The 25,953-nt window shown below is 48.3% G+C and carries 29 protein-coding genes; 11 read left to right on the forward strand and 18 right to left on the reverse strand.

Annotation, left to right across the window (positions count from 1 at the left end; all coding sequences use genetic code 11):
- Positions 1 to 34 precede the first annotated feature (34 nt).
- Both mepM and znuA read right to left on the reverse strand, forming a co-directional pair.
- Positions 35 to 1,357: a murein DD-endopeptidase MepM gene (gene mepM, locus EC843_RS03690; protein WP_074388553.1), complete on the reverse strand. Its 1,323-nt coding sequence runs from the start codon at positions 1,355 to 1,357 to the stop codon at positions 35 to 37.
- A gap of 15 nt (positions 1,358 to 1,372) precedes the next feature.
- Positions 1,373 to 2,317, reverse strand: a complete 945-nt coding sequence (gene znuA / locus EC843_RS03695) for a zinc ABC transporter substrate-binding protein ZnuA (protein ID WP_133521651.1) — start codon at positions 2,315 to 2,317, stop codon at positions 1,373 to 1,375.
- 79 nt (positions 2,318 to 2,396) lie between these two features.
- On the opposite strand from znuA, the gene znuC reads away from it, so the two are divergent.
- Both znuC and znuB read left to right on the forward strand, forming a co-directional pair.
- Positions 2,397 to 3,152 carry a zinc ABC transporter ATP-binding protein ZnuC gene (gene znuC / locus EC843_RS03700; RefSeq protein WP_064545899.1) on the forward strand — a complete coding sequence of 252 codons (756 nt, stop codon included), beginning with the start codon at positions 2,397 to 2,399 and terminating at the stop codon, positions 3,150 to 3,152.
- Entirely contained in the window at positions 3,149 to 3,934 is a 786-nt protein-coding gene (gene znuB / locus EC843_RS03705; protein ID WP_064545898.1) for a zinc ABC transporter permease subunit ZnuB, read from the forward strand. The genes znuC and znuB overlap by 4 nt, the downstream gene beginning before the upstream one ends.
- A gap of 75 nt (positions 3,935 to 4,009) precedes the next feature.
- On the opposite strand, the gene EC843_RS03710 is transcribed toward znuB, so the two are convergent.
- From EC843_RS03710 to aspS, 9 genes are all read right to left on the reverse strand, one after another.
- Positions 4,010 to 4,498: a GNAT family N-acetyltransferase gene (locus tag EC843_RS03710; protein ID WP_133521652.1), complete on the reverse strand. Its 489-nt coding sequence runs from the start codon at positions 4,496 to 4,498 to the stop codon at positions 4,010 to 4,012.
- The gene (locus tag EC843_RS03715) at positions 4,495 to 4,788 is read right to left on the reverse strand and encodes a DUF1778 domain-containing protein (protein ID WP_064545895.1); all 294 of its coding nucleotides are present in this window, start codon (positions 4,786 to 4,788) and stop codon (positions 4,495 to 4,497) included. Before EC843_RS03715 ends, EC843_RS03710 begins: the two co-directional genes overlap by 4 nt.
- Before the next feature lie 90 nt (positions 4,789 to 4,878).
- The gene (locus tag EC843_RS03720; protein ID WP_133521653.1) at positions 4,879 to 5,028 is read right to left on the reverse strand and encodes a type I addiction module toxin, SymE family; all 150 of its coding nucleotides are present in this window, start codon (positions 5,026 to 5,028) and stop codon (positions 4,879 to 4,881) included.
- A gap of 552 nt (positions 5,029 to 5,580) precedes the next feature.
- On the reverse strand, positions 5,581 to 6,591 hold the full coding sequence (gene ruvB / locus EC843_RS03725) for a Holliday junction branch migration DNA helicase RuvB (RefSeq protein WP_133521654.1): 1,011 nt from the start codon (positions 6,589 to 6,591) through the stop codon (positions 5,581 to 5,583).
- Between the two features lie 21 nt (positions 6,592 to 6,612).
- Positions 6,613 to 7,224: a Holliday junction branch migration protein RuvA gene (ruvA, locus tag EC843_RS03730; protein ID WP_064545891.1), complete on the reverse strand. Its 612-nt coding sequence runs from the start codon at positions 7,222 to 7,224 to the stop codon at positions 6,613 to 6,615.
- Between the two features lie 79 nt (positions 7,225 to 7,303).
- Entirely contained in the window at positions 7,304 to 7,825 is a 522-nt protein-coding gene (gene ruvC, locus EC843_RS03735) for a crossover junction endodeoxyribonuclease RuvC (protein WP_064545890.1), read from the reverse strand.
- A gap of 43 nt (positions 7,826 to 7,868) precedes the next feature.
- A complete protein-coding gene (locus tag EC843_RS03740; protein WP_064545889.1) occupies positions 7,869 to 8,612 on the reverse strand; it encodes a YebC/PmpR family DNA-binding transcriptional regulator in 744 nt (247 codons plus the stop codon).
- Between the two features lie 23 nt (positions 8,613 to 8,635).
- Entirely contained in the window at positions 8,636 to 9,079 is a 444-nt protein-coding gene (gene nudB / locus EC843_RS03745; protein WP_064545887.1) for a dihydroneopterin triphosphate diphosphatase, read from the reverse strand.
- The gene (gene aspS / locus EC843_RS03750) at positions 9,079 to 10,851 is read right to left on the reverse strand and encodes an aspartate--tRNA ligase (protein ID WP_121813652.1); all 1,773 of its coding nucleotides are present in this window, start codon (positions 10,849 to 10,851) and stop codon (positions 9,079 to 9,081) included. Before aspS ends, nudB begins: the two co-directional genes overlap by 1 nt.
- A gap of 249 nt (positions 10,852 to 11,100) precedes the next feature.
- On the opposite strand from aspS, the gene EC843_RS03755 reads away from it, so the two are divergent.
- From EC843_RS03755 to cmoB, 5 genes are all read left to right on the forward strand, one after another.
- Positions 11,101 to 11,667, forward strand: coding sequence for a hydrolase (locus EC843_RS03755; protein ID WP_133521655.1), 567 nt, complete (start codon positions 11,101 to 11,103; stop codon positions 11,665 to 11,667).
- The gene (locus EC843_RS03760; protein ID WP_133521656.1) at positions 11,664 to 12,482 is read left to right on the forward strand and encodes a DUF72 domain-containing protein; all 819 of its coding nucleotides are present in this window, start codon (positions 11,664 to 11,666) and stop codon (positions 12,480 to 12,482) included. The genes EC843_RS03755 and EC843_RS03760 overlap by 4 nt, the downstream gene beginning before the upstream one ends.
- A gap of 70 nt (positions 12,483 to 12,552) precedes the next feature.
- Complete coding sequence (locus EC843_RS03765; RefSeq protein ID WP_064545876.1) at positions 12,553 to 12,948, forward strand: MAPEG family protein; 396 nt, start codon at positions 12,553 to 12,555, stop codon at positions 12,946 to 12,948.
- 47 nt (positions 12,949 to 12,995) lie between these two features.
- Positions 12,996 to 13,739 carry a carboxy-S-adenosyl-L-methionine synthase CmoA gene (gene cmoA / locus EC843_RS03770; protein WP_064545874.1) on the forward strand — a complete coding sequence of 248 codons (744 nt, stop codon included), beginning with the start codon at positions 12,996 to 12,998 and terminating at the stop codon, positions 13,737 to 13,739.
- A complete protein-coding gene (cmoB, locus tag EC843_RS03775) occupies positions 13,736 to 14,707 on the forward strand; it encodes a tRNA 5-methoxyuridine(34)/uridine 5-oxyacetic acid(34) synthase CmoB (protein WP_064545872.1) in 972 nt (323 codons plus the stop codon). Before cmoA ends, cmoB begins: the two co-directional genes overlap by 4 nt.
- A gap of 184 nt (positions 14,708 to 14,891) precedes the next feature.
- Here the strand turns inward: cmoB and EC843_RS03780 are convergent, their stop codons facing one another.
- The 5 genes from EC843_RS03780 to EC843_RS03800 form a co-directional block, all read right to left on the reverse strand.
- On the reverse strand, positions 14,892 to 15,110 hold the full coding sequence (locus tag EC843_RS03780) for an acyl carrier protein (RefSeq protein WP_133521657.1): 219 nt from the start codon (positions 15,108 to 15,110) through the stop codon (positions 14,892 to 14,894).
- A gap of 18 nt (positions 15,111 to 15,128) precedes the next feature.
- Complete coding sequence (locus EC843_RS03785) at positions 15,129 to 16,565, reverse strand: AMP-binding protein (RefSeq protein WP_133521658.1); 1,437 nt, start codon at positions 16,563 to 16,565, stop codon at positions 15,129 to 15,131.
- Positions 16,562 to 17,683 carry an MBOAT family O-acyltransferase gene (locus EC843_RS03790; RefSeq protein ID WP_133521659.1) on the reverse strand — a complete coding sequence of 374 codons (1,122 nt, stop codon included), beginning with the start codon at positions 17,681 to 17,683 and terminating at the stop codon, positions 16,562 to 16,564. Before EC843_RS03790 ends, EC843_RS03785 begins: the two co-directional genes overlap by 4 nt.
- Before the next feature lie 126 nt (positions 17,684 to 17,809).
- The gene (locus EC843_RS03795) at positions 17,810 to 18,949 is read right to left on the reverse strand and encodes a D-alanyl-lipoteichoic acid biosynthesis protein DltD (RefSeq protein ID WP_133521660.1); all 1,140 of its coding nucleotides are present in this window, start codon (positions 18,947 to 18,949) and stop codon (positions 17,810 to 17,812) included.
- Positions 18,950 to 19,240: 291 nt separating this feature from the next.
- Positions 19,241 to 19,765: a DUF1003 domain-containing protein gene (locus EC843_RS03800; protein WP_064545862.1), complete on the reverse strand. Its 525-nt coding sequence runs from the start codon at positions 19,763 to 19,765 to the stop codon at positions 19,241 to 19,243.
- Between the two features lie 287 nt (positions 19,766 to 20,052).
- On the opposite strand from EC843_RS03800, the gene EC843_RS03805 reads away from it, so the two are divergent.
- From EC843_RS03805 to EC843_RS03815, 3 genes are all read left to right on the forward strand, one after another.
- Positions 20,053 to 20,757 carry a GntR family transcriptional regulator gene (locus tag EC843_RS03805; protein WP_133521661.1) on the forward strand — a complete coding sequence of 235 codons (705 nt, stop codon included), beginning with the start codon at positions 20,053 to 20,055 and terminating at the stop codon, positions 20,755 to 20,757.
- A gap of 8 nt (positions 20,758 to 20,765) precedes the next feature.
- Positions 20,766 to 21,722 carry a TIM barrel protein gene (locus EC843_RS03810; protein ID WP_064546015.1) on the forward strand — a complete coding sequence of 319 codons (957 nt, stop codon included), beginning with the start codon at positions 20,766 to 20,768 and terminating at the stop codon, positions 21,720 to 21,722.
- Between the two features lie 131 nt (positions 21,723 to 21,853).
- Positions 21,854 to 23,113: an MFS transporter gene (locus EC843_RS03815; protein ID WP_133521662.1), complete on the forward strand. Its 1,260-nt coding sequence runs from the start codon at positions 21,854 to 21,856 to the stop codon at positions 23,111 to 23,113.
- Between the two features lie 166 nt (positions 23,114 to 23,279).
- On the opposite strand, the gene cutC is transcribed toward EC843_RS03815, so the two are convergent.
- Positions 23,280 to 24,029, reverse strand: coding sequence for a copper homeostasis protein CutC (gene cutC, locus EC843_RS03820; RefSeq protein WP_064545856.1), 750 nt, complete (start codon positions 24,027 to 24,029; stop codon positions 23,280 to 23,282).
- 214 nt (positions 24,030 to 24,243) lie between these two features.
- Here cutC and EC843_RS03825 point away from each other — a divergent pair, with 214 nt between their 5' ends.
- The gene (locus EC843_RS03825) at positions 24,244 to 25,386 is read left to right on the forward strand and encodes a PatB family C-S lyase (RefSeq protein ID WP_133521663.1); all 1,143 of its coding nucleotides are present in this window, start codon (positions 24,244 to 24,246) and stop codon (positions 25,384 to 25,386) included.
- Here the strand turns inward: EC843_RS03825 and EC843_RS03830 are convergent.
- On the reverse strand, positions 25,375 to 25,941 hold the full coding sequence (locus EC843_RS03830) for a VOC family protein (protein ID WP_064545852.1): 567 nt from the start codon (positions 25,939 to 25,941) through the stop codon (positions 25,375 to 25,377). The genes EC843_RS03825 and EC843_RS03830 overlap by 12 nt on opposite strands.
- Positions 25,942 to 25,953 lie beyond the last annotated feature (12 nt).

Consider the following 25,953-nt stretch of genomic DNA (forward strand, 5'->3'; position numbering starts at 1 on the left):
GTTACTGGGAACCGGCTTTATTCACAGCACTGGATTAATTGAAACTGAGCTGTGGAGTGACTTCACGAACCTGAGCCAGATATTCGTTACGATCGGAGCCTGTCAGCCCTTCGGTACGTGGCAGTTTCGCGGTCAACGGATTCACCGCTTGTTGGTTAACCCACACTTCATAATGCAAATGCGGCCCCGTAGAGCGCCCGGTATTCCCTGACAGTGCTACACGATCGCCGCGTTTCACTTTCTGACCTGGCTTCACTAACAGTTTCTTCAAGTGCATGTAGCGGGTGGTATATGAACGCCCGTGGCGAATAGCCACGAAGTAACCTGCCGCACCGCTACGTTTTGCCATCACCACTTCACCATCACCGACAGCCAACACTGGCGTACCTTGCGGCATCGCAAAGTCGACACCTTTGTGCGGCGCAACACGACCGGTGACCGGGTTAAGGCGACGAGGATTAAAGTTTGACGAAATACGGAACTGTTTAGCCGTCGGGAAGCGCATAAAGCCTTTCGCGAGACCCGAACCGCTTCTGTCGTAGAACTTGCCGTCTTCTGCACGAATGGCGTAATAATCTTTACCGCCACTGCGTAGACGCACGCCAACCAAACGGCTTTGCTCACGTTTGCCTTCAAGCATTTCGCGAGACATTAACACCGCGAACTGATCGCCTTTTTTCACTTTGCGGAAGTCCATTTGCCACTGCATGGCCTTGATAACTCCGCTGATTTCAGCGCTGGTTAATCCAGCATCTTTCGCGCTGCTAACAAAACTACTGCCTACCGTGCCTTTCAAAACATTGTTAACCCATTCGCCTTGCTGCATTTCGCTGCTGAGCTTAAAGGCCGTACCTGAACGGTCGTAGGTGCGTGTTTCACGGCGCGACATTTCCCAGGTCAGGCGTTGTAACTCGCCATCAGCATTTAACGTCCAGGAAAGTTGTTGACCGATTTTCAGGTTACGCAGATCTTTATCAACCGCGGCAAGCTGGCTGATATCACCCATATCAATACCGTACTGGTTCAGGATGCTGCTAAGCGTATCCCCGGTAGACACGACATACTCATGAACCCCAGCTTCACCGGCGGTTTTATCATCCAGTTCATCTTGCGGAATGGTGTCGTCTTCAGCGTCTGGAGACTGGTCTAAAGGTTCACTGGCCTCAGGAAGCAACGAACGGATCTCGTTTTTCTCAAGCTCAATGGTTTTGATAACAGGGCTGGCTTCAGGATGATAGACGTACGGTCGCCAAACAGCGACCGCAAGTGTAAGAACTGTAAGCGACCCCAGCATAACGCGGTGGGGCCGGGACAAATTGTCGAATGCCAGGGCGACAGAGCGGGCTATCTGTTGCACGTATTCACTTCCTCGTTAATCTCCTTTCAGGCAGCTCGCATACTGGTTCGCAAGCCCGTTCAAAAACTGCATATAGCTGTCTTTGCCGAGCTTAACCTCAATCCCCAGTGGGTCCAGCGTTCCGGAACGGACGTTAGTACCACGGGCTACGGCATTGATCACGGCTGGCCTGAATTGTGGTTCAGCAAATACGCACACGGCTTTTTGCTCAACCAACTGTGTTCTGATGTCATGTAAACGCTGCGCACCGGGCTGGATTTCAGGGTTCACGGTAAAATGACCAAGAGGTGTTAGACCGTAGTGTTTTTCAAAGTAGCCATAAGCGTCGTGAAAAACGAAATACCCTTCACCTCTGAGCGGTGCGAGCACGTTAGCCACTTGCTTGTCGATGTTGGCTAATCCTAACTCGAAAGATTGCAAGTTGGCGTCAAGTTTGGCTCTATTTTGGGGCATAAGTTCCACTAATTTATCGTGGATTGCAACCGCCGACAGCCGCGCTACCTCTGGTGAAAGCCAAATATGCATGTTGTATTCACCATGATGGTGATCTACATCACTATTTTCGGCTGAATTGTCATGTCCTTCATGACCATGGTCATCGTCGTCACCGCCTTTCATGAGCAACGGTTTCACACCCGGCAATACAGCCAATTGCACTTGTTTTTGTTCAGCTAATTGATTAACCGACTTCTGCATGAAGGCTTCCATTTCTGGGCCAACCCACACCACTAAGTCCGCGCTTTGTAAGCGTTTTACATCCGATGGGCGAAGTGCATAATCATGCTCAGAAGCGCCATCTGGCAGTAAAACCTCTGTCGGTGTCACGCCGTCAGCGATCGCTGCGGCAATAAAACCTAATGGCTTGATAGAGGCAACCACGGCGGCCTGTGCGGGCACGGCTGCGGTAGCCATAAAAGCAGTTGTTAAAGCTGCGCAAAGAAATGAGTTTTTATGTAACATAATGCGACTTATCATCGTTATGAATCAGAGATGTGTGATATTATAACATTCGCTAACTTCTGCAACCCCTGAAATTGTCATGACAAATCTGGTATCACTGGAAAATATTTCTGTTTCTTTCGGACAACGCCGTGTGCTGTCTGATATTTCACTCGACCTCAAGCCAGGCCGAATTTTGACGCTGCTCGGGCCAAATGGCGCTGGAAAATCAACGCTGGTGCGTGTGGTTCTTGGGCTGGTAGCACCTGACGAAGGAGTTATCAAGCGCGACCGCGACCTGCGTATTGGTTATGTGCCGCAAAAACTGCATCTGGATGCCACCCTGCCGCTCACGGTAAGTCGTTTTATGCGCCTGCGCCCTGGCGTGAAAAAAGCGGATATTCTGCCAGCGCTTAAACGCGTTCAAGCCGCTCATCTGATTGAAGCCCCGATGCAAAAGCTTTCCGGCGGTGAAAACCAACGCGTCCTGTTGGCACGCGCGCTGCTCAATCAACCGCAATTGCTGGTGCTTGATGAGCCTACGCAAGGTGTTGATGTGAATGGCCAATTGGCACTGTATAACCTGATTGATCAACTGCGCCACGAATTGGATTGCGCGGTGTTGATGGTTTCCCACGACCTGCATCTAGTGATGGCAAAAACTGATGATGTGCTGTGCCTTAACCACCACATTTGCTGCTCCGGTACGCCAGAAGTGGTGTCGATGCACCCGGAATTCATTTCGATGTTCGGCCAGCGTGGTGCGGAGCAGTTAGGCATTTATCGTCACCACCATAATCACCGTCACGATCTTACCGGACGTATCGTTCTGCGCAGAGGGAATGGCCAGTCATGATTGAATTGTTGTTACCCGGCTGGCTTGCCGGGATCCTGCTGGCGTGCGCTGCTGGCCCGCTTGGTTCGTTTGTTGTCTGGCGTAGAATGTCTTACTTTGGCGATACCCTCGCCCACGCTTCTTTATTAGGCGTGGCCTTTGGCTTATTGCTCAATGTAAATCCGTTTTATGCGGTGATCGCCGTTACGTTAATGCTGGCTTTCGGCCTGGTCTGGCTCGAGAAACGCCCACATCTGGCATTAGATACCCTCTTAGGTATCCTGGCACACAGTGCTTTGTCGCTGGGTCTGGTGGTCGTGAGTTTGATGTCTAACGTCCGTGTCGATTTGATGGCCTATCTGTTTGGCGACCTGCTTTCAGTCACCATGCCAGACATTATCTCAATTGCGTTGGGCGTTGCGGTGGTCGTCGGCGTTCTGCTTTGGCAATGGCGCAACTTGTTGTCGATGACTATTAGCCCGGATCTCGCCCATGTAGATGGGGTTAACCTGCAACGAGTGAAGATGCTGTTGATGCTGGTGACAGCCCTGACGATTGGCGTTGCAATGAAATTTGTTGGTGCGCTGATTATCACTTCGCTGCTGATTATTCCTGCGGCAACCGCACGTCGTTTTGCGCGCACGCCTGAGCAGATGGCAGGTTTCGCGGTGATTATCGGTATGCTTTCCGTGACGGGTGGGCTGACGTTCTCAGCATTCTATGACACGCCCGCAGGGCCATCAGTGGTATTGAGTTCGGCGGTGTTGTTTGTGCTGAGTATGGCGAAAAAGCAGGCTGCATAAACCATTATTTAGCACCCGGACTGCTGGCAATAGTTCGGGTGACAAGAACAGTTGAGTCGCTCTTTGGCGCTCAGTTCAAAGAGCGGCGACTAAATCTCCAGTAGTGATCATCAACGTCATCGGTTCTACTGGTGAGGGTTCAAACCCGACGCGTAAATAAAAATCCCTGGCTTCCTCAGAGAGAGCGTGAACCAGCATCCCACGGATACCAATCGTTTCTGCTGTCTGAATGACCCGTAGTCCGGCATCACGCACCAGCGCCCTGCCGATGCCCTTCCCGTGTAACGATTTATCAACTGCCAGACGCCCCAATATTACTACCGGGATCGGGTCAGGCATATTACGACGAAAGCGACCTGGCGCTGAGTTCGGTGCAACCGCACTTGATGCCAGTGAATAGTAAGCCAGCACCCTTGCTTCATCACAACAAACGAAAGTACGGGATGCACCGGTTAACTGATTTTTCATCGCCCGCTGTCTGAGCCAGCTATCCATAGACTCCACTCCGCAACAAAACTGGCTAACAACATGTTCAGCGCGTAGAGGTTCAGGAGCGGCAATCATTTTTTATGATTCCAGGGTGCGATTGTCTGCATGGTTTTACGCAGTGCCGCATTGGATTCCGGCGCCTGATCAAGGCGAGCAAGAAACTCCTGATAAGCTTCGGGGTCCACCATAATAATACGCTGTTCAAGCAGCGTTTCTTCAGCCGCTGCCCGAGCAGCATCCAGAACAAAATCAGTACGATTTTTCCCTCTGACTTTTGCTGCACGGTCGATCAGGTCGCGCTCGGTGGACTTAATACGCAAATTTAACGTTTCACGCTTAACACCGATGTTTTGTGCACCAGGCATGATATCTTCCTCATAGATGTTTGTGGGTAATAAGTATACAGCTTGCGTAACGTTGATGTCATTACACACCAAAGAAAATGTACAACAACTTCACGGCCCGGCTTCTGCCAGCCATTCTCCAGGAAGAGGTATTGAAGGCGTATCGTGAATTCCCTGAGCAGGCACGTAGCTGACGGTGTAGCGGCGATGGGTTTTAGAAAGCGTTGATGATGGGTGAGTCTGGGTTGAGGTCGTAGCCATTTGGCAACCTCCGATAAGAAGATTTAACTTCCACCACCAGAGGTTCCAATCCCGACGCCTGATTTTGCAGGTGCGCAGGAAAGATACCGCTAACTATTACCGACGACTAGAGTTTTTCTCTATGATAATTAAGACAATTTCACAAACTGGAATCTGTCTCGTAAAAGCCTATGAAACTCATTTCACAGTGACCTGACCGTTCATTAGCATCGGGAGAAGCCCTGTTGATATCATATTGCTGCCTGTTCAGACTTTACCGCAGCAACAGCGTCAGAACGATTCTGATTGAAAACGGTTCGATATGTTACACATTCCAGTAATACCAACCGAGTACTTTAGATAGGATTATCTACAAACGACCGTAGTTAAAAACAACCCCGACTAAAGCCGGGGTTATCAACAATAGATGAGCAGCTTTTTATACCCGTCATACTTCAAGCTGCAGGGGTGTTGGCTGCACTTCTTCACCCCAGTCACTTACTGAAGTAAGCTCCTGGGGATTCACTCCCTTGCCGCCTAACTGCAACTCGAATTATTTAGGGTATAGATCATTCAAGGCTGTGCGGTTGGCACAATCCCAAAATGAGTCCAGGCTCTTGGCGTTGCCATTCGCCCGCGCGGCGTACGTTGCAAGAAGCCCTGCTGAATCAGGAAGGGTTCGAGTACATCTTCAATCGTTTCCCGTTCCTCACCAATTGCTGCCGCGAGGTTGTCCAGCCCGACCGGGCCGCCAAGGAATTTGTCTATTACCGCTAACAATAGCTTGCGGTCCATATAGTCAAAGCCTTCGGTATCAACATTCAGCATATCCAGCGCTTGCGAAGCGATGTCACCATTAATGGTGCCATCGTGCCGTACTTCCGAAAAGTCACGCACACGACGCAATAAACGGTTAGCAATACGCGGTGTACCACGCGCACGACGCGCCACTTCCAGCGCGCCCTCTTCGCTCATCTCAAGCCCCAGCACGCTGGCACTGCGGCCAACAATGTGCTGCAAATCGGCAACCTGATAAAACTCGAGGCGCTGCACAATGCCGAAACGGTCACGCAGTGGCGAAGTCAAAGAACCCGCTCGAGTTGTCGCGCCAATCAGGGTAAACGGGGGTAAATCAATTTTGATTGAACGCGCCGCCGGGCCTTCACCAATCATAATATCGAGCTGGTAATCTTCCATCGCCGGATACAGTACTTCTTCAACAACCGGTGAAAGGCGGTGGATTTCATCAATGAACAAAACATCATGCGGTTCGAGGTTGGTCAGCATCGCTGCCAGGTCACCTGCCTTTTCCAGTACGGGGCCGGAAGTGGTTCGCAGGTTAACGCCCATCTCGTTGGCAACAATGTTAGCCAGCGTGGTTTTACCCAAACCTGGTGGGCCGAAAATTAACAGATGATCAAGCGCATCCCCACGCAGTTTTGCCGCCTGGATGAAGATCTCCATTTGCGATGTAACCTGCGGCTGGCCGACATAATCCGCCAGAAAACGCGGGCGAATGGCTCGGTCAATTAACTCATCAGGGGTGATGGTGTCTGGCGATACCAGACGGTCTGCTTCAATCATCCTTCATCTACCTCAGGGGCTTCAAAGTGCTGCGCGGAGTGCTTCGCGGATCAGCGTTTCACAATCAGCACCGGCACGCCCTACTTTGCTAATCATACGGCTGGCTTCTTGTGGTTTATAGCCCAGTGATACTAGTGCCGCAACCGCTTCTGCTTCTGCGTCGTCAGCCACGCCACTTTCCGGAGCGGTGAGCACCAGATCAGACGCCGGAGTAAACAGGTCGCCGTGCATACCTTTGAAGCGGTCTTTCATTTCAACAATCAAGCGCTCAGCGGTCTTTTTACCTACGCCTGGCAATTTGACCAATGAACCAATTTCTTCACGCTCTACGGCATTCACAAATTGTTGTGCAGACATACCGGAGAGGATGGCCAGCGCCAGCTTAGGGCCAACGCCATTCACTTTGATGAGCTCACGGAACAAGGTACGTTCTTGTTTGTTGTTGAAACCGTAGAGCAACTGCGCGTCTTCACGCACCACGAACTGAGTGAATACCACCGCTTCTTTACCGATATCCGGTAATTCGTAGAAGCAAGTCATCGGCATGTGGACTTCATACCCTACGCCACCGACTTCCATAAGTACCAGCGGCGGTTGTTTTTCAAGGATGATGCCTCTGAGTCGACCAATCACGATATGCTCCTGCGTTTAGCGTTTATGCCAAAAATTTTGCTTATCATATTAAAAAGGCTGGATAGATATCCAGCCTTATTTATTTTAATCGTCCCCGTGCCAGATTAAGCCGTGTATCACTCATCTGCATCGAGTTCTGCGTCACATGGCAATGCGTAATGGCAATTGCCAGTGCATCGGCCGCATCCGCTTGTGGGTTAGCAGAGAGTTTGAGCAAAGTGCGTACCATATGCTGCACCTGGCTTTTCTCCGCACTGCCGATACCCACTACCGTCTGTTTTACCTGACGGGCGGCATATTCAAACACCGGAAGCTCATGGTTTACCGCCGCAACAATCGCAGCACCTCGTGCCTGTCCGAGCTTTAAAGCAGAGTCGGCATTCTTCGCCATAAACACTGATTCAATAGCGAAATACTCTGGCTGGAACTGGGTAATGATTTCGCTCACCCCCGCGTAGATGAGTTTCAAACGCGAGGGTAAGTCGGTCACCTGAGTACGAATACAGCCGCTGCCTAAATAGGTTAGCTGCCGGCCAGTCTGGCGTATAACGCCATAACCGGTAACGCGTGACCCCGGGTCGATGCCGAGAATAATCGCCATCACGCGTCCCTCATAAACAGCTGTAAGGTTTCAGACAACACCATTACAGGGTTGCCGCAACCTCGTCAGAGATCTCACCGTTGTGATAAACCTCTTGCACGTCATCGCAGTCTTCCAACATATCGATAAGGCGCATCAGTTTCGGTGCGGTTTCTGCATCCATATCCGCTTTAGTGGATGGGATCATAGAAACTTCGGCTTCATCAGCTTTCAGACCTGCTGCTTCCAGTGCATCGCGGACAGCGCCCATGTCTTCCCAGGCGGTGAACACGTCGATAGCACCGTCGTCATAAGAAACGACGTCTTCGGCACCCGCTTCAAGCGCGGCTTCCATTACGGTGTCTTCATCTTTGCCAGGAGCATAAGAGATAACGCCTTTTTTGGTGAACAGATAGGCTACGGAGCCATCAGTTCCCAGGTTACCACCGCATTTGTTGAACGCGTGGCGTACTTCTGCCACGGTACGGTTACGGTTGTCACTCAGGCATTCAACCATTACAGCTGAACCGCCAGGACCGTAACCTTCATAAATGATGGTTTCCATGTTCGCGTCTTCATCGCCGCCCACACCACGTGCAATCGCGCGGTTTAAGGTGTCACGCGTCATGTTGTTAGACAACGCTTTATCAATCGCTGCACGCAGACGCGGGTTAGAACCCGGATCACCACCGCCCAAACGGGCTGCAGTTACCAGCTCACGGATAATTTTGGTGAAAATTTTACCGCGTTTGGAATCCTGCGCAGCTTTGCGGTGCTTTGTGTTGGCCCATTTACTATGACCTGCCATAACTATCTCCAAAAGCGCCTTTTTCAGGCGGCATTAATTACAAACTCTTCAATCGCTTGCCGGTTGCTCCACGACTTTGTCATAGCCGCCGCAGCATGTGCGTCCGTCCATTCCCAGGCCAGATGTTCCGAAATGGTTATCTGGCGTTCGTGAGGCAGCGCAAGGCAGAACCAATATTCCGTATTGCGCGTAATTCCCGGAGCATAGCGATGACGCAAATGTGTAAAAATTTCAAACTCCACACAGCGTTGGCAGTCAATCAAAGCCAGTTGTTCTGAAACAACGTCGATATCAACCTCTTCCTTTACTTCACGCTGTGCGGCATGCAGCGCAATTTCCCCTTCTTCCAGGCTGCCGGTAACCGACTGCCAGAAATCAGGATCATCGCGCCGCTGTAGCATCAGCACCCGCCCGGTGTCTTGTGCAAAAATCACCACTAATACCGAAACGGGATGCTTATAGCCCATTATTCTTTCTCAGCCTTTTTAATCACCGCGACACCCAGTTCAGCCAGCGCTGTTGGGTTGGCGAAGCTTGGGGCTTCAGTCATCAGACACGCTGCTGCGGTGGTTTTCGGGAACGCGATAACATCACGGATGTTGTCGGTGCCGGTCAACAGCATGGTCAGACGGTCCAGACCAAATGCCAGGCCTGCGTGCGGTGGTGTACCGTATTTCAGGGCATCGAGCAGGAAGCCGAACTTCTCGCGCTGGTCTTCTTCGGCGATACCCAGAATGCCGAACACGGTCTGCTGCATCTGGCCGTTGTGGATACGCACGGAACCGCCGCCCACTTCGTAACCGTTAATCACCATGTCGTATGCGTTCGCAACAGCAGCTTCCGGATCTGCCGCCAGTTGCTCTGGGGACATATCTTTTGGTGCAGTGAACGGGTGGTGCATCGCGGTCAGGCCGCCTTCGCCATTGTCTTCAAACATTGGGAAGTCAATAACCCACAGCGGTGCCCACGCTTTATCATCGGTGATACTCAGATCTTTACCGATTTTCAGACGCAGTGCACCAAGCGCGTCAGCAACCACTTTCTTATTGTCCGCACCGAAGAAAATCATATCGCCATCTTGCGCACCGGTACGGGCCAGAATAGCTTCAACGATTTCTGCGTTCAGGAATTTAGCGACCGGGCTGGTGATCCCCTCGATGCCTTTAGCACGCTCGGTCACTTTGATGTAAGCCAGACCTTTCGCGCCGTAAATCTCAATGAACTTGCCGTAATCGTCAATCTGTTTACGGCTTAACTGTGCGCCACCTGGCACTCGCAGTGCTGCAACGCGGCCTTTAGCATCATTTGCCGGGCCGGCGAACACTTTAAACTCAACGTCTTTAAGCAGGTCAGCAACGTCCACCAGCTCCATCGGGTTACGCAGGTCTGGTTTATCAGAACCGTAACGACGCTCAGCTTCAGCGAAAGTCATGATTGGGAAATCGCCCAGGTCGACGTTTTTCACATCTAACCACAGTTCACGCACCAGTTTTTCCATCACTTCACGCACTTGCGGAGCAGACATGAAGGAGGTTTCAACGTCGATCTGAGTAAATTCAGGCTGACGGTCAGCACGCAAGTCTTCGTCACGGAAGCATTTAACGATTTGATAGTAACGGTCAAAGCCAGACATCATCAGCAGCTGTTTGAACAACTGTGGGGACTGCGGCAATGCGTAGAATTTACCTTTGTGAACACGGCTCGGCACCAGGTAGTCACGCGCGCCTTCTGGCGTGGCTTTGGTCAGCATTGGGGTTTCGATATCCAGGAAACCGTGGTCATCCATAAAACGGCGCACGAAACTGGTGATTTTCGCACGGGTTTTCAGGCGGTTCGCCATTTCAGGGCGGCGTAAATCCAGGTAACGGAATTTCAAACGCGCTTCTTCGGTGTTGACGTGGTTGGAGTCCAGCGGCAACGCTTCAGAGCGGTTGATAATGGTCAGGTCGGTAGCGAACACTTCCACCGCGCCGGTTGCCATATCTTTGTTGATGTTTTTTTCATCACGCGGGCGAACGGTGCCGGTGATTTGAATGCAGAACTCATTACGCAGTTCGGAAGCAAGCTGGAACGCGTCCTGACGGTCCGGGTCGAAAAACACCTGCACGATGCCTTCGCGATCGCGCATATCAATAAAGATAAGGCTACCGAGGTCACGACGACGATTGACCCAACCACACAGTGTTACTTGTTGTCCCACATGGGATTGATTGAGCTGCCCGCAATATACTGTACGCATGAGATATCCCTTAAATTAGCCGCTCACTGTGTGCAACCTGCACCGGTGGCCACTATTTTTGTATGTCAGATATAGTTGAAAAAAGGGGGCTATTATACTGGAAATATTGGCCCGCGATAAGAACTGACGCGTTTCAATGCGCCTTGTTTGGCCTATTCTCACAAAAATTAACAAAATTTGTAAACTGTCGAACATATGTTCCGTCGTAATGTGTTGCGAGATAATTCAATTTTGAACCGGAGTCACCGAATGTTAGAACTGAATACTTCCAAAACCGCACTGGTCGTTATTGATTTGCAGGAAGGCATTTTGCCATTTGCAGGCGGCCCGCACAGCGCACAGGATGTGGTGGCTCGTTCAGCCAGGCTGGCTGAAAAATTCCGCGAGAATAACGCCCCGGTTATTATGGTGCGTGTTGGCTGGTCTAAAGACTTTGCCGAAGCACTCAAACAACCGGTTGATGCACAGGCAGGCGCTCATGCGTTGCCGGAAAACTGGTGGCTTTACCCGCAAGCGCTGGGCAAAAAAGACAGCGACATTGAAGTCACTAAACGCCAGTGGGGAGCCTTCTACGGCACCGATCTGGAGCTTCAGTTACGCCGTCGTGGCATCGACACCATCGTGCTATGTGGGATTTCCACCAACATCGGTGTGGAATCTACTGCCCGTAACGCATGGGAATTGGGCTTCAACCTGGTGATTGCTGAAGATGCGTGCAGTGCTGCAAGCAGCGAACAACATCAAGGCAGCATGACGAATATCTTCCCGCGCATTGGGCGCGTACGCAGCACTGACGAAATCCTCGCTGCACTGTGATTTATATCGGCCTTCCCCAATGGTCGCACCCTAAATGGGGGCGTCTTGGTATAACTTCTCTGGAAGATTATGCTCGCCACTTCAATTGTGTGGAAGGCAATACCACGCTGTACGCCTTGCCTAAAGCGGAGACGGTACTTCGTTGGCGCGAGATGACCGACGACAACTTCCGCTTTTGCTTTAAATTCCCGGCCACCATTTCCCATAACGCCGCGCTTCGTCAGTGCGGAGATTTGACCGCCGAATTTCTTGAACGCCTGTCTCCACTGGTACAGCGCATCGGGCAATACTGGCTGCAACTTCCCGCAAAATTTTCCCCTGCCGACTTACCTGCGCTGTGGAATTTCCTCGACGCTTTGCCAAAAGAATTCACCTACGGCGTCGAAGTTCGCCACCCTTCTTTCTTCGATAAGAGTGCCGATGAGCAAGCATTTAATCGGGGTTTGCATCTGCGTGGTGTTAACCGGGTTATTCTGGATAGCCGTCCGGTGCACAGCGCTATCGCCAACAACGAAGCGATGCACGAAGCCCAGCGTAAAAAACCCAAAGTACCGGTTCATGCCGTCGTCACCGCACATCACCCGATGGTGCGCTTTATCGGCAGCGACGATATGGTGCAAAATCAGGCGCTTTTCGACGTTTGGCTTAAAACCTTGCCAAAATGGCAACAAAACGCCACGCCTTACCTGTTCCTGCATACGCCTGACATTGGGCAAGTCCAGGATTTAGTCCATACACTATGGCGCGGATTGCAGCAGGCTCTTCCCGATTTGGGCAATGAGCCTGCCATTCCTAAGCAAAACTCCCTATTTTAGGGGTAGCGACAGCTTATAGGTTGCACTGCTATTATATGCAGTGCTGGAACTATCTCTAAAGGATGTGAGTATGGTAAGCGCGCTCTACGCCGTTTTGGGTGCTTTGTTGCTGATTAAGTTCTCGTTTGATGTTGTCCGTATGCGTTCGCAATACCGGGTCTCTTATGGTGATGGTGGCTTTAGCGAACTTCAGAGTGCGATTCGTATTCACGGTAATGCAGTGGAATATATTCCTGTCGCATTACTGCTTTTATTATTGATGGAAATGAACGGCGCTGAAACCTGGATGGTGCATGTTAGTGGGTTGCTGCTGATTGTTGGCCGCCTGATGCATGCGCACGGTTTTCACCACCGTTTAATCCGCTGGCGTCGTTCCGGCATGAGCGCCACCTGGGCTTCATTGATCCTGATGGTGCTGGCTAACCTGTGGTATATGCCATGGGAGTTGGTTTTCTCGCTGCATTAACGCAAAATATGCCCCTTTCGAAATTTCGAATTTCCGGATTTAACATTATGTCTGACCGCGATACCTTGTTTTCCGCCCCGATCGCCAAATTAGGTGACTGGACCTTTGACGAACGCGTAGCTGAAGTGTTCCCCGATATGATTCAACGTTCGGTACCAGGCTACTCGAATATCATTTCGATGATTGGCATGCTGGCGGAGCGCTTTGTGGCACCGGGTAGCCAGGTTTACGATCTTGGCTGTTCACTTGGCGCGGCAACGTTATCGGTGCGTCGTAACATCCAGCACGACAACTGCAAAATTATCGCGGTAGATAACTCCCCTGCTATGGTCGAGCGCTGCCGCCGTCATCTTGACGCCTTCAAAGCGCAAACTCCGGTCGAGGTCATCGAAGGTGATATCCGCGATATCGTTATCGAAAATGCCTCGATGGTGGTGCTGAATTTCACCCTGCAATTTCTTGAACCCGATGACCGCAAACTGCTGCTGGAAAAAATCTATCAGGGGCTGAACCCTGGCGGCGCGTTAGTGCTGTCGGAAAAATTCAGTTTTGAAGATGGCGAAGTCGGCGAATTGCTGTTCAATATGCACCACGATTTTAAACGTGCGAACGGCTACAGCGAGCTGGAAATCAGCCAAAAGCGCAGCATGCTGGAAAACGTGATGCTCACCGACTCTGTCGAAACACATAAAAAACGCCTCAAACAAGCCGGATTTGACCACGCAGAATTATGGTTCCAGTGCTTTAATTTTGGCTCTTTGGTTGCACTGAAATCAGGAACGCCTGCATGATCGACTTTGGTAATTTTTATCAGCTTATCGCAAAAAGCCCGCTGGCCCCGTGGCTGGAAACACTGCCGGCGCAAATTGCCACCTGGCAGCGCGAGAACCTGCACGGTCAATTCAAACACTGGTACAACACCGTTGAATACCTGCCTGAACTAGCGCCATATCGCCTGGATTTATTGCACAGCGTAACGGCAGAATCTGAGGCACCGCTCAGCGATGGTCAGCGTCTGGGTATTGAAAAACTGCTACGCAACCTGATGCCATGGCGCAAAGGGCCATATTCGCTGTATGGCGTGGACATCGACACCGAATGGCGTTCAGACCTGAAGTGGGATCGTGTTTTGCCACACATTTCTCCACTTACCGGGCGCACGATTCTGGATGTCGGCTGCGGGAGCGGTTATCACCTGTGGCGCATGATTGGCGCGGGCGCGCATCTGGCTGTGGGTATCGACCCAATGCAACTGTTCGTTTGCCAGTTCGAAGCGGTGCGTAAGCTGCTGGGTAATGACCAACGCGCGCATGTCCTGCCACTTGGCATTGAGCAACTGCCAGAGCTGAACATCTTTGATACCGTCTTTTCGATGGGGGTGTTGTATCACCGCCGTTCACCGCTCGACCACCTTTACCAGTTGAAAAATCAGTTAGCCAAAGACGGTGAACTGGTGCTGGAAACGTTGGTGGTAGAAGGCGACGAAAATACGGTACTGGTGCCTGGCGAACGCTACGCGCAAATGCGTAACGTCTATTACATTCCATCGGCATTAGCGTTGAAAAACTGGCTGGAGAAATGTGGTTTTGTTGACGTAAAAATTGTCGACCATTGCTACACCACCAGCGAAGAACAGCGCCGCACTAGCTGGCTGACGACCGAATCGCTGGCCGATTTCCTTGACCCGAATGACAGTAGCAAAACTATCGAAGGCTACCCTGCCCCGCTACGTGCCGTTCTGGTGGCGCGCAAACCGTAATATTATCTGCACAATCCAGCCCCGATAAATCTCGGGGCTTGAGACTGATGACAAACTTCTTCGTAGGTCAGATAAGCGCAGCGTCATCCGACACCACTGGCGTAAATGGTGGATGACGCTAACGCTTACCCACCCTACAAAACACATTTATCACCCTTTGTCAGCAATCTGGGCTTTTTATACCTCAGGCGTTTTCTTCAATCCATGCCGCAAGCGTTGCGGGTGTTTTCAACACACTGGCAACGTCCGTCGGTGGAATAGCACAGCCAAATTCTGCCTGCACTTCCAGAACGATATCTACTGCAGTAATTGAATCAAGAATATCGGATTCAATAAGCTCGTCGTTAAACGCGACTTTGCGGGACAACACATTTTCAAATATCGCTAATACTTTCTGTTCCATATATATGCCCTTAGATCTTCAGCAGGTACGCGCCTGAACATCGAGTAATTTACGGTCAATTTTGCCGTTAGTGTTAAGAGGTAAGGTATCCATGATGACAATCTGCGAGGGCACCATGTAAGACGGTAAAATTTGCGTGAGGTTAGCTTTAATCTCTTTTTCCGAGAGCTTTGAAGCGCAAAAGGCAGCCAGGCGTAATACAGCACCATCTTTTTTGGTCAGCGGTAAAACCACTGCTTCACTGACGCCTGAAAGCGCAAGCAATCGGCTTTCAATTTCATGAATTTCAATACGATAGCCATTGAGTTTAATCTGGCTGTCGTTACGCCCCTGGCAATATAAATACTCTTTACCCGCGCGCCCTAAATCACCGCTTTTGTAGCCGCGCCAATGCTTACTTTCATTCCACAAAAGCTTTTCAGCATTCTCTTTTGGTAATCCAAGATAGCCTCGCATCACATTTTTACCCCAGATAATTAATTCGTTATCTGCGGTAATTTCCATTTCTGAATGCGGCATCATCGCGCCGATAGGCAATAGATCTCCTTCTTCGTGCAGGATCTCATCGCTTATCTCAATCACTGTGGTGGCAATCGTTGCCTCTGTTGGGCCATAAGAGTTGAGTATTTTTGCCTCAGGGAAAAGACGGCGCAGATGTTTTACCAGGGTTTTACTCAGCACCTCACCAATAAAGACAAAAACTTTCAGATCGCTGAGATATTCTGCACGAAATTCTGGTAGCAATAATTTTTGATAAGCGAAAGATGGAGTAGAAACCCATACAGAGACTTTTTGCTGTTGCAAATGGGCTAGCCAGTTATCCGCAGTAATATCCTCTTTAGCATTAAGCACGATATGACCTCCAGTCGCCAAATTGCCGAGTAATGGAATTAACGATAAATCAAAACTGAATACCGCGTGATTCATCAGCACCGGATGCGCAGGCAAAGAAAAATCATTGCGAACCCACTGCATGAAATTCCAGACGCTTTCGCGACCAATCTGCACTCCTTTAGGTTTACCGGTGCTCCCCGAAGTAAACATAATGTAGGCTAAATCCTGCTCTTCCAACTGCTGAGCCGTGACTCCGGTTGCTACAAATACCTTTTGCTGAACGTCGTAATAATAAGGCGCACGGGCTAATTCACAGATTTCTTTCAGGCGTTCTGCCGGATAGATATTATCAACTGGAATATAGGGGATTTGATGTAATAAACAACTATAGATGGCGCTGGCAAACTCTGCTTGTTGATGTCCATAAAGCACCACAGGAACATTCTTAGCGAGTTTTAGCACAGCAAAACGTTCCGCCCAGTCAAGCACAGTACAACCGAGTTGCCGCCAGCTCAAACTATCATCGCTGCCACTTATCGCCAATTGCTGAGCGTTTTTCGGTGCAAGTAACACAGCATGTAGATAATCACTTAGCTGTTGTAATTCGTCATTATTCTTCATACAGGAGACATTCCGCTAAAAATATAAAGAGAGGCTGCTGCACTTGCCAGCGTCAACATTCGCCCCATAAAGACAATTAAAGGCATTTTTAACCATGTGGACATTTTTTGGCTGCGCTTTGCCAGCCAAAGGATCATATTGTGAATAACCGATATGCCACCAAACAACGCACCGCTGACAACGTAATTCAGCTCCAGTCCATTCCAGGCTCCCATGCAAAACAGCGTGCAGAAAATACCGATATTTTGCGCTATCACTTTGTGGTTTCTGAAAAACTCCACCTTCATCAGATTCATATAAATCGGCATAAAGACTACGTCTCGCAACCACTCCGATAAGCTAATATGGAACCGACGCCAGAAATCTTGCGGGTTTTTTGCCAGTATCGGTAAATTGAAATTGGCGGGTAAATTCAGCCCAAACAAACGCCCGGCGCCTATCGCCATATTGCTGTAACCCGCAAAATCAAAATAGAGATAGAAGCTATATGCCAGCGACATCACTACGCCAACAGTCAGCGTAAAAGGCCGATGGCTCCAGTGGCTAATCACCAGGTTATCAATCAACATGGCAAACAAAAATTTCTGCACGATGCCATAAAAGATTTGTTCCATAGATTGCAGGAACACCGCAGTTGTCAGCCGAAATTTAGGTTGAGTGATATCCTGAACCCAGCTTCGCCAGCGATACATCGGCCCGGCGAGAATAACAAAGGGTAAAAAGAGGTAACTAAAGTACTGGAAGAAATTGCGGGAATCTTTCTTATTGCGATAAAGTAAAACGTCCACCGCTCTGAAAGTCATGAAAGAAAGACCTAACATTCCCCAATGATTATTCAGATGTAATTTAACCAGAACCAATGGCAGCAAACTCAATGTCACCGGCTGCCAGGTTTTCAGCCACGACTTATCTTTTAAAGCCGCAATCACGTATAAATACGCAAACATCAATAATGGAATGGTTATCTGGTTTTTGAAAACGTATCCCCAGACAGCAATTAATGCAAACGCAGAAAACAGTGAAGCGTAGGTCAATCGGTTACCCAGCAAACGATTAACGCCCGCAAACAATAGCGAACTGGCAAACAACACAGCAAAGAAAGGTGCACTGGTATACATTCACTGACTCCTAAAATTGCTGATATTCAAAATGCAGTTTGATATTCATGCTGTTATCCACTGAAGACCATGTCACGATGGTTACCAGCAGAAACAGATAAAGGAAAAAGAGTCGGATGGCTTTTTTCATTTTTTGAATGCCTCAGAAATAAAACGGTCCATGGCCACCCATGCCAGTTCAGTAGGATGAAGACGATCCCAGTTCCATCCCGGTTGATAGCTTTGGTCGTACATATCAAAATAAGGCGTGTTATATTTTTTCAACGTCTGCTGGATAAAACGATCTGTCGGCTGGAATTTATCCGTATTCTTTAGCGCCCACGGATTAAGCGGATCGATAATGACGACGACATTAACCTGGCGTTCATGCAGCAGCTTCATCATTGCTATAAACGACTCTTTTTCTCGACCCGATGGAGGCGCGGTATACCAATCTTCTGGCGTTTTATCTTCGGCAAATATCTCTTGATCCATCCATAACGTGGCGGCACTTTCATGACGAGCACGGTTAAGTTGCTGGGCTTGCTGTAATTCTGCATTCCAGTCAATATTTAACTCGTTAGCGGGCGCCACCGGCCACGGCTGCGTATTTGACTGGCGAATATGTGCCAGTGATAAGAAATAATCTCTGATCATTTCGCAGAATGAAGAGAACTGATATTTAATTTCACGCCAGACAATTTTTGTGTGCCAGCCAAAAATACGCATCTGGCTAAAAGTGAGATGATCCACATCTTGCGCATCGATATGGGTTAAATAATGGGTCAAAACAGGACGCATAGTGGCATCTGACATTAATGGTTTAAACACCGAGTCCGGGAAATGGTCAGCGAAAATCGTCGGAGGAATACCATCAAAAAAGAAACTATCGGGTGACAAGAGCAATACCAGTTTCGTTTTTGGTGACAGATCTTGTTTAAAGCGCGTCAGCAAGGCGAGTTGCGTCATGTTATCGACGAAGCTATCACCGTAGGCCACAGTGGGCTGATGCAGTTTGGTATTAAAAAAATTATATACCGCAAAATGCTCATCTTCAGACGTGGCAACTTCCGATGCTCCGAGGAAGAAAATGGCGTGACCATTCAGAGCATACGAAATGGTTGCCATTTTCTCTGCCTGAACTTTACGTGTACCTTCCATTGTTTTTATTAATGGTAGAAATTTTAATGCCGGTTGTAAGCTATCGATAAAAGGTGGAATGGTTAAAACCAAAGCAGCAAGGATTGCCATGGAAATGTGCAATAAAATAGCTTTATTTATTTTCATGATCGGCACAACTTTATCGAAACCAAATAAAATAGAAAATATTACTCTATCAACATATTTCTAAAGGGATTTTGATAATAAAGAAATGGACCACTCTATTCATTGAGTGATTGGTATCCGTATGTAACGCTATGTACAAAGCAACAAAAACAACCAATATTTAACAAATTAGCTACAACCACCCATTTTATTGCTGTCATTATGTATATCGAGAATCAAAGTCTCAGAGAACGGCTATGACGCAGAGAACATCTCTATGCTGGGTCGCCATGCATAACGCTCACAGCATGTCTATTTCACTAGTTGTTTATGCAACTGTTCAGCTATTTTCTCGATGCGTTCTGTTAGCTCTTTAGTGACATTGGTTAGCTCAGTATTCATCTCAATCAATTTGATCATCTGTTCGGCTTGTTCTGCTGCAAATTTTAATCGTTTTTCATTGGCCTGCGCTAAATCTTCCCGATGCAAAGCATCAGCTTCCCCGTGTGCTTTATCCCTTTCAGCCTGGCGCGTTTGCGCAAGTAAAATGAGTGGAGCGGCATAAGCAGCCTGGAGACTAAATGCCAGGTTTAACAAGATAAATGGATAGAGGTCAAAATGGCTCACGCCCGTAACGTTAAGAACGATCCAAACTAAAACAATAAGAGTTTGTGCGCCAAGAAAAAAAGGCGTGCCAAAAAACCGGGCAAACGCTTCAGCTTTTAATGCAAACCAACTTTCCCCGAAGGTTGGCGTTAAATGCTGGTGAATACGATGGAAACGTAAATGATCGCGATTCGTTATTTTGCCAGATGGCTCTTTGCTGGATAACGTCATTTTCACTACTCCTCAGCCATTAATGGATATTAATAAAACTAAAGTCTAGCAGAGGATTAAAGCGCGTTTCGGGGAGGGTTTCGGGAAAAAAGTGCACAGGAAAAGTCTGAGAAGAAAAAGATGACAGGATCTGCCCATTCAAAGAAAGAAGCATCAAGCCTTTACTCAACAATGCCGATATCTGAGATCAAAGGCACAAATTATGATCATGTTTTGAGAAATAACTTGCCGTTTCATCAGAATATCTTACCGTAGGGAAAAATTGGTTTATACCAGTCTGGCGAAAAATGAAAAATATAAGCAATGTAGATATCAACAGAGAACGCCTGGAAAGGTGGTTATCTGAGACAAATTTGACACCGGGTTCACGGCTTCCTTCAGAGCGGGAACTATGTGAATTGCTGGATACCCGAAGAATGACATTACGGCAAGTTTTGCTGGAGTTGGAAGTTGCATCCCTTATCTTCAGGAAAAATCGTAGCGGCTGGTTTATTGCCCCCAAGCGATTCATCTATAACCCTAAAGCACAGTCCAGCTTTAATGCAGAAGCCCGGGCGCAGGGGCGGCAACCATTTTGGGGATACCTGGAAGAAGAACAGTGCGAAGTGCCCCCCCTTAATGTGGCAAAGGCTTTCTCAGATAATTCTCGCAGTTATCGAGTTACTGGCTGGTGTGGCCTTGATGGGCACAAAGTTTTTTATCACGAGTCTTATATTGATGCTGACTTTGCCCCTGACTTTATCAAAAAAATACACAATCAGTCATTTGCAGATGTCTGGGAAAAAGAATATGGCCAGTTTTTGAGTATAAAAAGCATGCTATTTAAGCCCGTAAAAATACCCGACCAGGCTTGCAAGGAATTAGGTGTTGCGCCAAATTCGTTCGTTATTCTGGTTGAAAAGCATCGGGCAACGCGTGAAAAAAGAGTCGTTCAAGTTGACTTCGAATACTGGAGATTGGAGTCCGTTGAACTATATATCCAGGATGAATGAGGGTAAAAATGAAAACATCTGAAAGAGTCTGCCTTGCTGAGCGAGCCAGGAATATCCCCCTATATTTACATGCCTACGCATTTCATTTAAATATGCGATACGAACGAATTTTGCCAGGAGATCTACTGGATATCGCACATCAGAACCAATTACGGGGTGTGAAAATTCATGTTGAAGATGGTGAGTCTCAGGCATTACAAATGCTGAGTGACCTTCAGTTAATTGATTTCAGGAAGAAAGCAGAAAACTACGGCCTTGATGTTAATATTGAGACAAGCGCTTCTGATCAAAAAACTCTGAATGATGCCATCAGGATTGCCCACCTGACAGGCGCATCATCAGTACGTTTTTATCCTCGCTATGAAGGGCATCTGCAAGATGTAATGAAAAAAATAAGCCTGGATATAGAATACTTATCTCAATTTGATGATTGCGGCTTAACATTCACAATTGAGCAGCATGAAGATTTGAAAGGGGAGGAACTGGTCAGCTTAGTAAAACATAGCGGGATGAAGAATCTCTCAATTCTTTTTGATTTTGGCAATATGATCAATGCTAACGAAAAACCACTCGACGCCCTACGCGCAATGGCTCCTTATATAACACAAGTACATGTAAAAGATGCCAAAATCATTAAGGATAATTCCGGATGGGCGCATGAAGCATGCCGCTCGGGGTATGGGGAATTACCAATGGAAGACATGCTCAGGGAGTTACTGCTGCTTGGAGAAGATAAGCCCCAGGTAATTTCTTTCGGACTGGAGGAAGAAGTCGAATACTTCGCCCCTGCTTTCCGTTTCGATGATGAAGGCGATAATCCATGGATACCCTGGAGAACCGCAAGTTATACGCCACTTCCTGAAACCGATAAAGTTGATGAACGCCTTGCTCAGGAAGCAGAACACGCAATAGAGCAAATACACTACGTCAGAAATATATGTAATAAATTTATTAACGAAAAATAATTTAAAGTATTTCCAATCAACATCACAGGCACAATTTACATAACTTTCTAATCACAGTGACATTGCTCAATCGTGAATATAGAAAGTTAATCTCTCTACGCTTCTATGTAAGTGAAGGAATAATTATGTTCATGAACAAGTGGGCACGACTGTGTTTTTTAGTCCTTGGCGGTGGAACGATATTTAAGCTTTCAAGTATGAAGGATGTATTTTACGTCCCAATGCAAAATGATTGGGGTTTAACTAACACACAGATTGGTCTTGGTTTTACTGTATATACAATAGTCCAGACAACAGGACTATTTCTTTCTCTTTATATTGCTGACCGCTACTCTAAGAAAATACTGTTACCCTTTGGATTGATTGGTGTTGGACTATGTGGGTTGTATTTATCAACCCTGCCTTCATTTACAGGCTTCCTGCTTTGCTTTGCGGCAATGGCCTTCTTTGGGGATGTTATTTTCTGGCCCGTGTTATTAAAAGCGGTACGCCTGCTGGGAAATAAAGAAGAACAAGGACGAATGTTTGGTTTTCTTGAGGCTGGACGTGGCGTAGTGGATGTCATTGTCGCATCAGGAGCATTGTTTATTTTTGTTCAATTCGGCGAGGGAAAAGCAGGCATGCAGGCTGGTCTACTTTTCTACACGCTAATAACACTTGCTGTAGGTGTTGTTACATACTTCATTGTTGATGATGATGACAAAGTTACCACTCAGGATAACAGCAATGCGAATATGGAAGTCATCAGAGGTATCAAGCATGTCCTTTCCTGTGCAAACGTCTGGCTGGCTGCATTTGGCATATTCTTTGTATATGCGGCTTACTGTGGATTAACTTATTTCATTCCTTTCTTAAAGGATATCTATATGTTACCCGTTGCCCTTGTTGGGGCTTACGGTATCATCAACCAATATGCGTTAAAAATGGTCGGTGGTCCTATTGGTGGATTCCTTGCCGATAAAGTAACCAAATCTCCGACAGTCTATTTGAAGTGGACATTCCTGCTCGCTGCTATTGCCATGATCTGCTTCATTCAGTTACCTCACCAATCCATGAATGTCTATGTAGGTATGGCGGTAACGTTAGGATTTGGCGCAATAATATTTTCCCAACGTGCGATATTCTTTGCTCCGATGGATGAGATCGGAATATCACGTCAGTATAGTGGTTCAGCAATGGCATTTGGTTGCATCATAGGTTACATGCCAGCAATGTTTGCTTATACCCTATACGGTGCTCTTCTGGATAATTTTAAAGGAATTACCGGATATAATTATGTATTTAGCATGATGGTAACCTTCAGCCTGCTTGGCTTCGTGTGCTCTACAGTTCTCGCCAGAAGAATTAAGAAGCAAAAAGCGGTATTAGAAATAACATCCGCACAATCTTAGTTTTCCATTTATTATTTCTCAAAAATCAACTGTATTTATGACGAGAAATAGAAAATAAGCTTATAGATATAAATAAAAAAAGCCCCAGCAATACGCTGGGGCCTGGTACGAGCGAGCATCACATGGGCAACATGATGCACGGTCAAAAACTTTCAGCCTTCATCTTTCAAGTTGCAGGCTCACTTGCAACCAACACAGCCTTCATTGCAGCCACCACGTCGCCATCAACGCAGTAACGGTTAAATTCATCAGCTTCGGCATCAGCACTCATTGATACACCCGCTTTACGGTAACGCATCGGTGAAGCCACTGTCTGCCCGGCAGAGCTATGCATTTCATCAATGCCGCCTTCGACAAACTTTTTCAAGTTGCTCAGCCTGACGCCTGCACCCGCCATTATTATTGGAGCACGGGAAAGCTGTTTTAGTTCCCTTAGTAGTGAAAGTCCTAGTTCAGCATTCTGCTGCTGGCCTGAAGTCAGGATGCGTGCCACGCCCAATTCGGTTAATTGCTCCAGCGCCTGATGAGGGTTATGGCACATATCGAACGCACGGTGGAACGTTACCGCCATTCCTTGAGCTTGTTCCATCACCCGCTTCATGCGAGGAACATCAATATGCCCTTCACCATCGAGCATGCCGATAACCAACCCCGGATACCCCAATTCACGCACGAACGCGATGTCTTCGAGCATGGTTTCAAATTCAGCATCTGTGTAACAAAAATCGCCGCCGCGCGGGCGAATAATTGGATGTACGGGGATCGAAACTCGTTGCCTCACCTGGCGTAATACGCCCGCAGACGGGGTCAAGCCCCCCTCTTTTGGCGCGGCACACAACTCAATTCTGTCCGCTCCTGCTTGTTGCGCCGTGACTGCACAGTCAATTCCATAACAACATATCTCAAGCAAAGGCATTGATTACTCCTTAAAAATCTTCAGCCAGGTGGTTGTGCCACAGGTTCAGAATGATAATCTGAAACGACGCTCCCAAAAAGGTAGCTTTACTCTAAATAGTTCGAGTTGCAGGTAGGCGGCAAAGGAGATTATCCGATGAGCTTACTTGAGTAAGTGATTCGGATAATTGAGAGCAGCCATCACCCCTGCAACTTGAAATATGACGAGTATAATCATGGCATTCAATTTTGATGAAGGCATCGACCGTCGTCACAGCGACAGCTCGAAGTGGAATAAATTTGGTGATGAGGTTTTACCAATGTGGGTGGCGGATATGGACTTTCGCTCACCTCCTTGTATCCTCGATGCGCTCCATCAGCGGGTTGAACACGGCGTTTTCGGCTACGGAGTCAGGCCGCGAGAGTTAATAGAAGTGGTCATTGAACGCATGGCTAGCCGCTATCAATGGCAGATTAAACCTGAGTGGATTGTCATTTTGCCCGGCGTGGTTGCGGGGCTGAATTTAAGTGTCAGAGCCTTCACTTCACCGAATGAATCAACGATTGCCCCCACACCAATTTATCCCCCGTTTAGAAAATCATCCGCTTTTGCCCAGCGTCCACAGCTCAATGCGCCATTACGTCTGGAAAATGGCCGCTGGGTTATAGATTTACCGTCACTCGAACCCTTGCTCACCGGCAAAGAAAAACTGCTGATGCTGTGTAATCCGCAAAACCCAGGCGGTACCGTTTATCGTCGCGACGAATTGCAGCAGCAACTCGAGTTTGCACAACGCCATGATTTAATTGTCTGTTCGGATGAGATCCATGGTGATTTGTTACTTGAGCCTGATGCGAAACATATTCCTTTCGCAACACTGAGTGCAGACGCTGAACAACGTTCCATTACCCTGCTCTCGCCATCCAAAACCTTTAATATCGCTGGTCTTGGCGCATCACTGGCGATTATCCCTGATCCGAAATTACGTAAGCAATTCAATACCACGCGTGATGGCATTGTGCCGAGCGTTGATGTGCTGGCATTGACCGCCGCGACCGCAGCCTGGCGTGATGGTGAATCCTGGTTGCAGGAGTTATTACCGTATTTGCGTTGCAACCGCGACCGCCTGGTAAGCGCGATTAACAATATGCCTGGTTTGACCATGGCAACACCGCAAGCGACTTATCTGGGATGGGTCGATGCAACGGCTTTACCGGTCGACAACCCTACGTTGTTCTTCCAGAAAGCCGGCCTGGGCTTCTCGCCAGGCACCGACTTTGGCGAGGCAAAATTCGTACGGATTAACTTCGGTTGCACATCGGCAAACCTTGAAGAAGCGATTAAACGAATGAAGGCGGCTGTACAATCAATCCGCTAGCTCACTGGCAACAATCTCTTCAATACTCCACGGATGGAATTTGATGGTCACTTTGCCGTCCGTGACCGCCAGTGTTGGGTTTGGCAAGCGTTCACGTTCACCTTTTGGCGAACTGGTTTTCACCGAAATTCCCGTCTGGCGCAACCCCGCGTCAGACATTAAATCCAGCGCCCGCGCATTCAGTGTTGCAGGCTCGCCCGGCAGCACAATTTCCACATGTTCCCAACCTTCATGCGGGTAGCGTTTTTCACCCGGCCACGGCAGTTCAACGACGCTAAATTTCCAGTGTGCAACACAAATCGGTTCATCGAGCTTAAACAGGCAAATTGGCCGGTCATTAATGATATTTTCTGAAAGCAACGTCCCACATTTTTCCAGACCTTCGCGCCAACGTTGCGCCGTTGTATTTTGATGGCAACGCAATGAAATGTGATCGGCGTCAAGCGGAGCTATTTCCAGGTCAAGGCGCGCAGCAAGGTTAGCTAACGCTTCGGTAAAACGCGGGAGATCCGCTGAAATATCATTCAGTTGTTCAATTGTCTGCCAGTTGGCCATCACCCTATCCTC

It is taken from the genome of Buttiauxella sp. JUb87 (assembly GCF_004361975.1).
GTDB classification, from domain to species: domain Bacteria; phylum Pseudomonadota; class Gammaproteobacteria; order Enterobacterales; family Enterobacteriaceae; genus Buttiauxella; species Buttiauxella ferragutiae.

Excerpts from the sequence above, each read along its gene's own strand:
- znuA (WP_133521651.1), bottom strand. The coding sequence starts at position 2,317 with ATGTTACATAAAAACTCATTTCTTTGCGCAGCTTTAACAACTGCTTTT.
- znuC (WP_064545899.1), top strand. The coding sequence starts at position 2,397 with ATGACAAATCTGGTATCACTGGAAAATATTTCTGTTTCTTTCGGACAA.
- znuB (WP_064545898.1), top strand. The coding sequence starts at position 3,149 with ATGATTGAATTGTTGTTACCCGGCTGGCTTGCCGGGATCCTGCTGGCG.
- EC843_RS03710 (WP_133521652.1), bottom strand. The coding sequence starts at position 4,498 with ATGATTGCCGCTCCTGAACCTCTACGCGCTGAACATGTTGTTAGCCAG.
- EC843_RS03715 (WP_064545895.1), bottom strand. The coding sequence starts at position 4,788 with ATGCCTGGTGCACAAAACATCGGTGTTAAGCGTGAAACGTTAAATTTG.
- EC843_RS03720 (WP_133521653.1), bottom strand. The coding sequence starts at position 5,028 with ATGGCTACGACCTCAACCCAGACTCACCCATCATCAACGCTTTCTAAA.
- ruvB (WP_133521654.1), bottom strand. The coding sequence starts at position 6,591 with ATGATTGAAGCAGACCGTCTGGTATCGCCAGACACCATCACCCCTGAT.
- ruvC (WP_064545890.1), bottom strand. The coding sequence starts at position 7,825 with ATGGCGATTATTCTCGGCATCGACCCGGGGTCACGCGTTACCGGTTAT.
- EC843_RS03740 (WP_064545889.1), bottom strand. The coding sequence starts at position 8,612 with ATGGCAGGTCATAGTAAATGGGCCAACACAAAGCACCGCAAAGCTGCG.
- nudB (WP_064545887.1), bottom strand. The coding sequence starts at position 9,079 with ATGGGCTATAAGCATCCCGTTTCGGTATTAGTGGTGATTTTTGCACAA.
- aspS (WP_121813652.1), bottom strand. The coding sequence starts at position 10,851 with ATGCGTACAGTATATTGCGGGCAGCTCAATCAATCCCATGTGGGACAA.
- EC843_RS03755 (WP_133521655.1), top strand. The coding sequence starts at position 11,101 with ATGTTAGAACTGAATACTTCCAAAACCGCACTGGTCGTTATTGATTTG.
- EC843_RS03765 (WP_064545876.1), top strand. The coding sequence starts at position 12,553 with ATGGTAAGCGCGCTCTACGCCGTTTTGGGTGCTTTGTTGCTGATTAAG.
- cmoA (WP_064545874.1), top strand. The coding sequence starts at position 12,996 with ATGTCTGACCGCGATACCTTGTTTTCCGCCCCGATCGCCAAATTAGGT.
- cmoB (WP_064545872.1), top strand. The coding sequence starts at position 13,736 with ATGATCGACTTTGGTAATTTTTATCAGCTTATCGCAAAAAGCCCGCTG.
- EC843_RS03780 (WP_133521657.1), bottom strand. The coding sequence starts at position 15,110 with ATGGAACAGAAAGTATTAGCGATATTTGAAAATGTGTTGTCCCGCAAA.
- EC843_RS03785 (WP_133521658.1), bottom strand. The coding sequence starts at position 16,565 with ATGAAGAATAATGACGAATTACAACAGCTAAGTGATTATCTACATGCT.
- EC843_RS03790 (WP_133521659.1), bottom strand. The coding sequence starts at position 17,683 with ATGTATACCAGTGCACCTTTCTTTGCTGTGTTGTTTGCCAGTTCGCTA.
- EC843_RS03795 (WP_133521660.1), bottom strand. The coding sequence starts at position 18,949 with ATGAAAATAAATAAAGCTATTTTATTGCACATTTCCATGGCAATCCTT.
- EC843_RS03800 (WP_064545862.1), bottom strand. The coding sequence starts at position 19,765 with ATGACGTTATCCAGCAAAGAGCCATCTGGCAAAATAACGAATCGCGAT.
- EC843_RS03805 (WP_133521661.1), top strand. The coding sequence starts at position 20,053 with ATGAAAAATATAAGCAATGTAGATATCAACAGAGAACGCCTGGAAAGG.
- EC843_RS03810 (WP_064546015.1), top strand. The coding sequence starts at position 20,766 with ATGAAAACATCTGAAAGAGTCTGCCTTGCTGAGCGAGCCAGGAATATC.
- EC843_RS03815 (WP_133521662.1), top strand. The coding sequence starts at position 21,854 with ATGAACAAGTGGGCACGACTGTGTTTTTTAGTCCTTGGCGGTGGAACG.
- cutC (WP_064545856.1), bottom strand. The coding sequence starts at position 24,029 with ATGCCTTTGCTTGAGATATGTTGTTATGGAATTGACTGTGCAGTCACG.
- EC843_RS03825 (WP_133521663.1), top strand. The coding sequence starts at position 24,244 with ATGGCATTCAATTTTGATGAAGGCATCGACCGTCGTCACAGCGACAGC.
- EC843_RS03830 (WP_064545852.1), bottom strand. The coding sequence starts at position 25,941 with ATGGCCAACTGGCAGACAATTGAACAACTGAATGATATTTCAGCGGAT.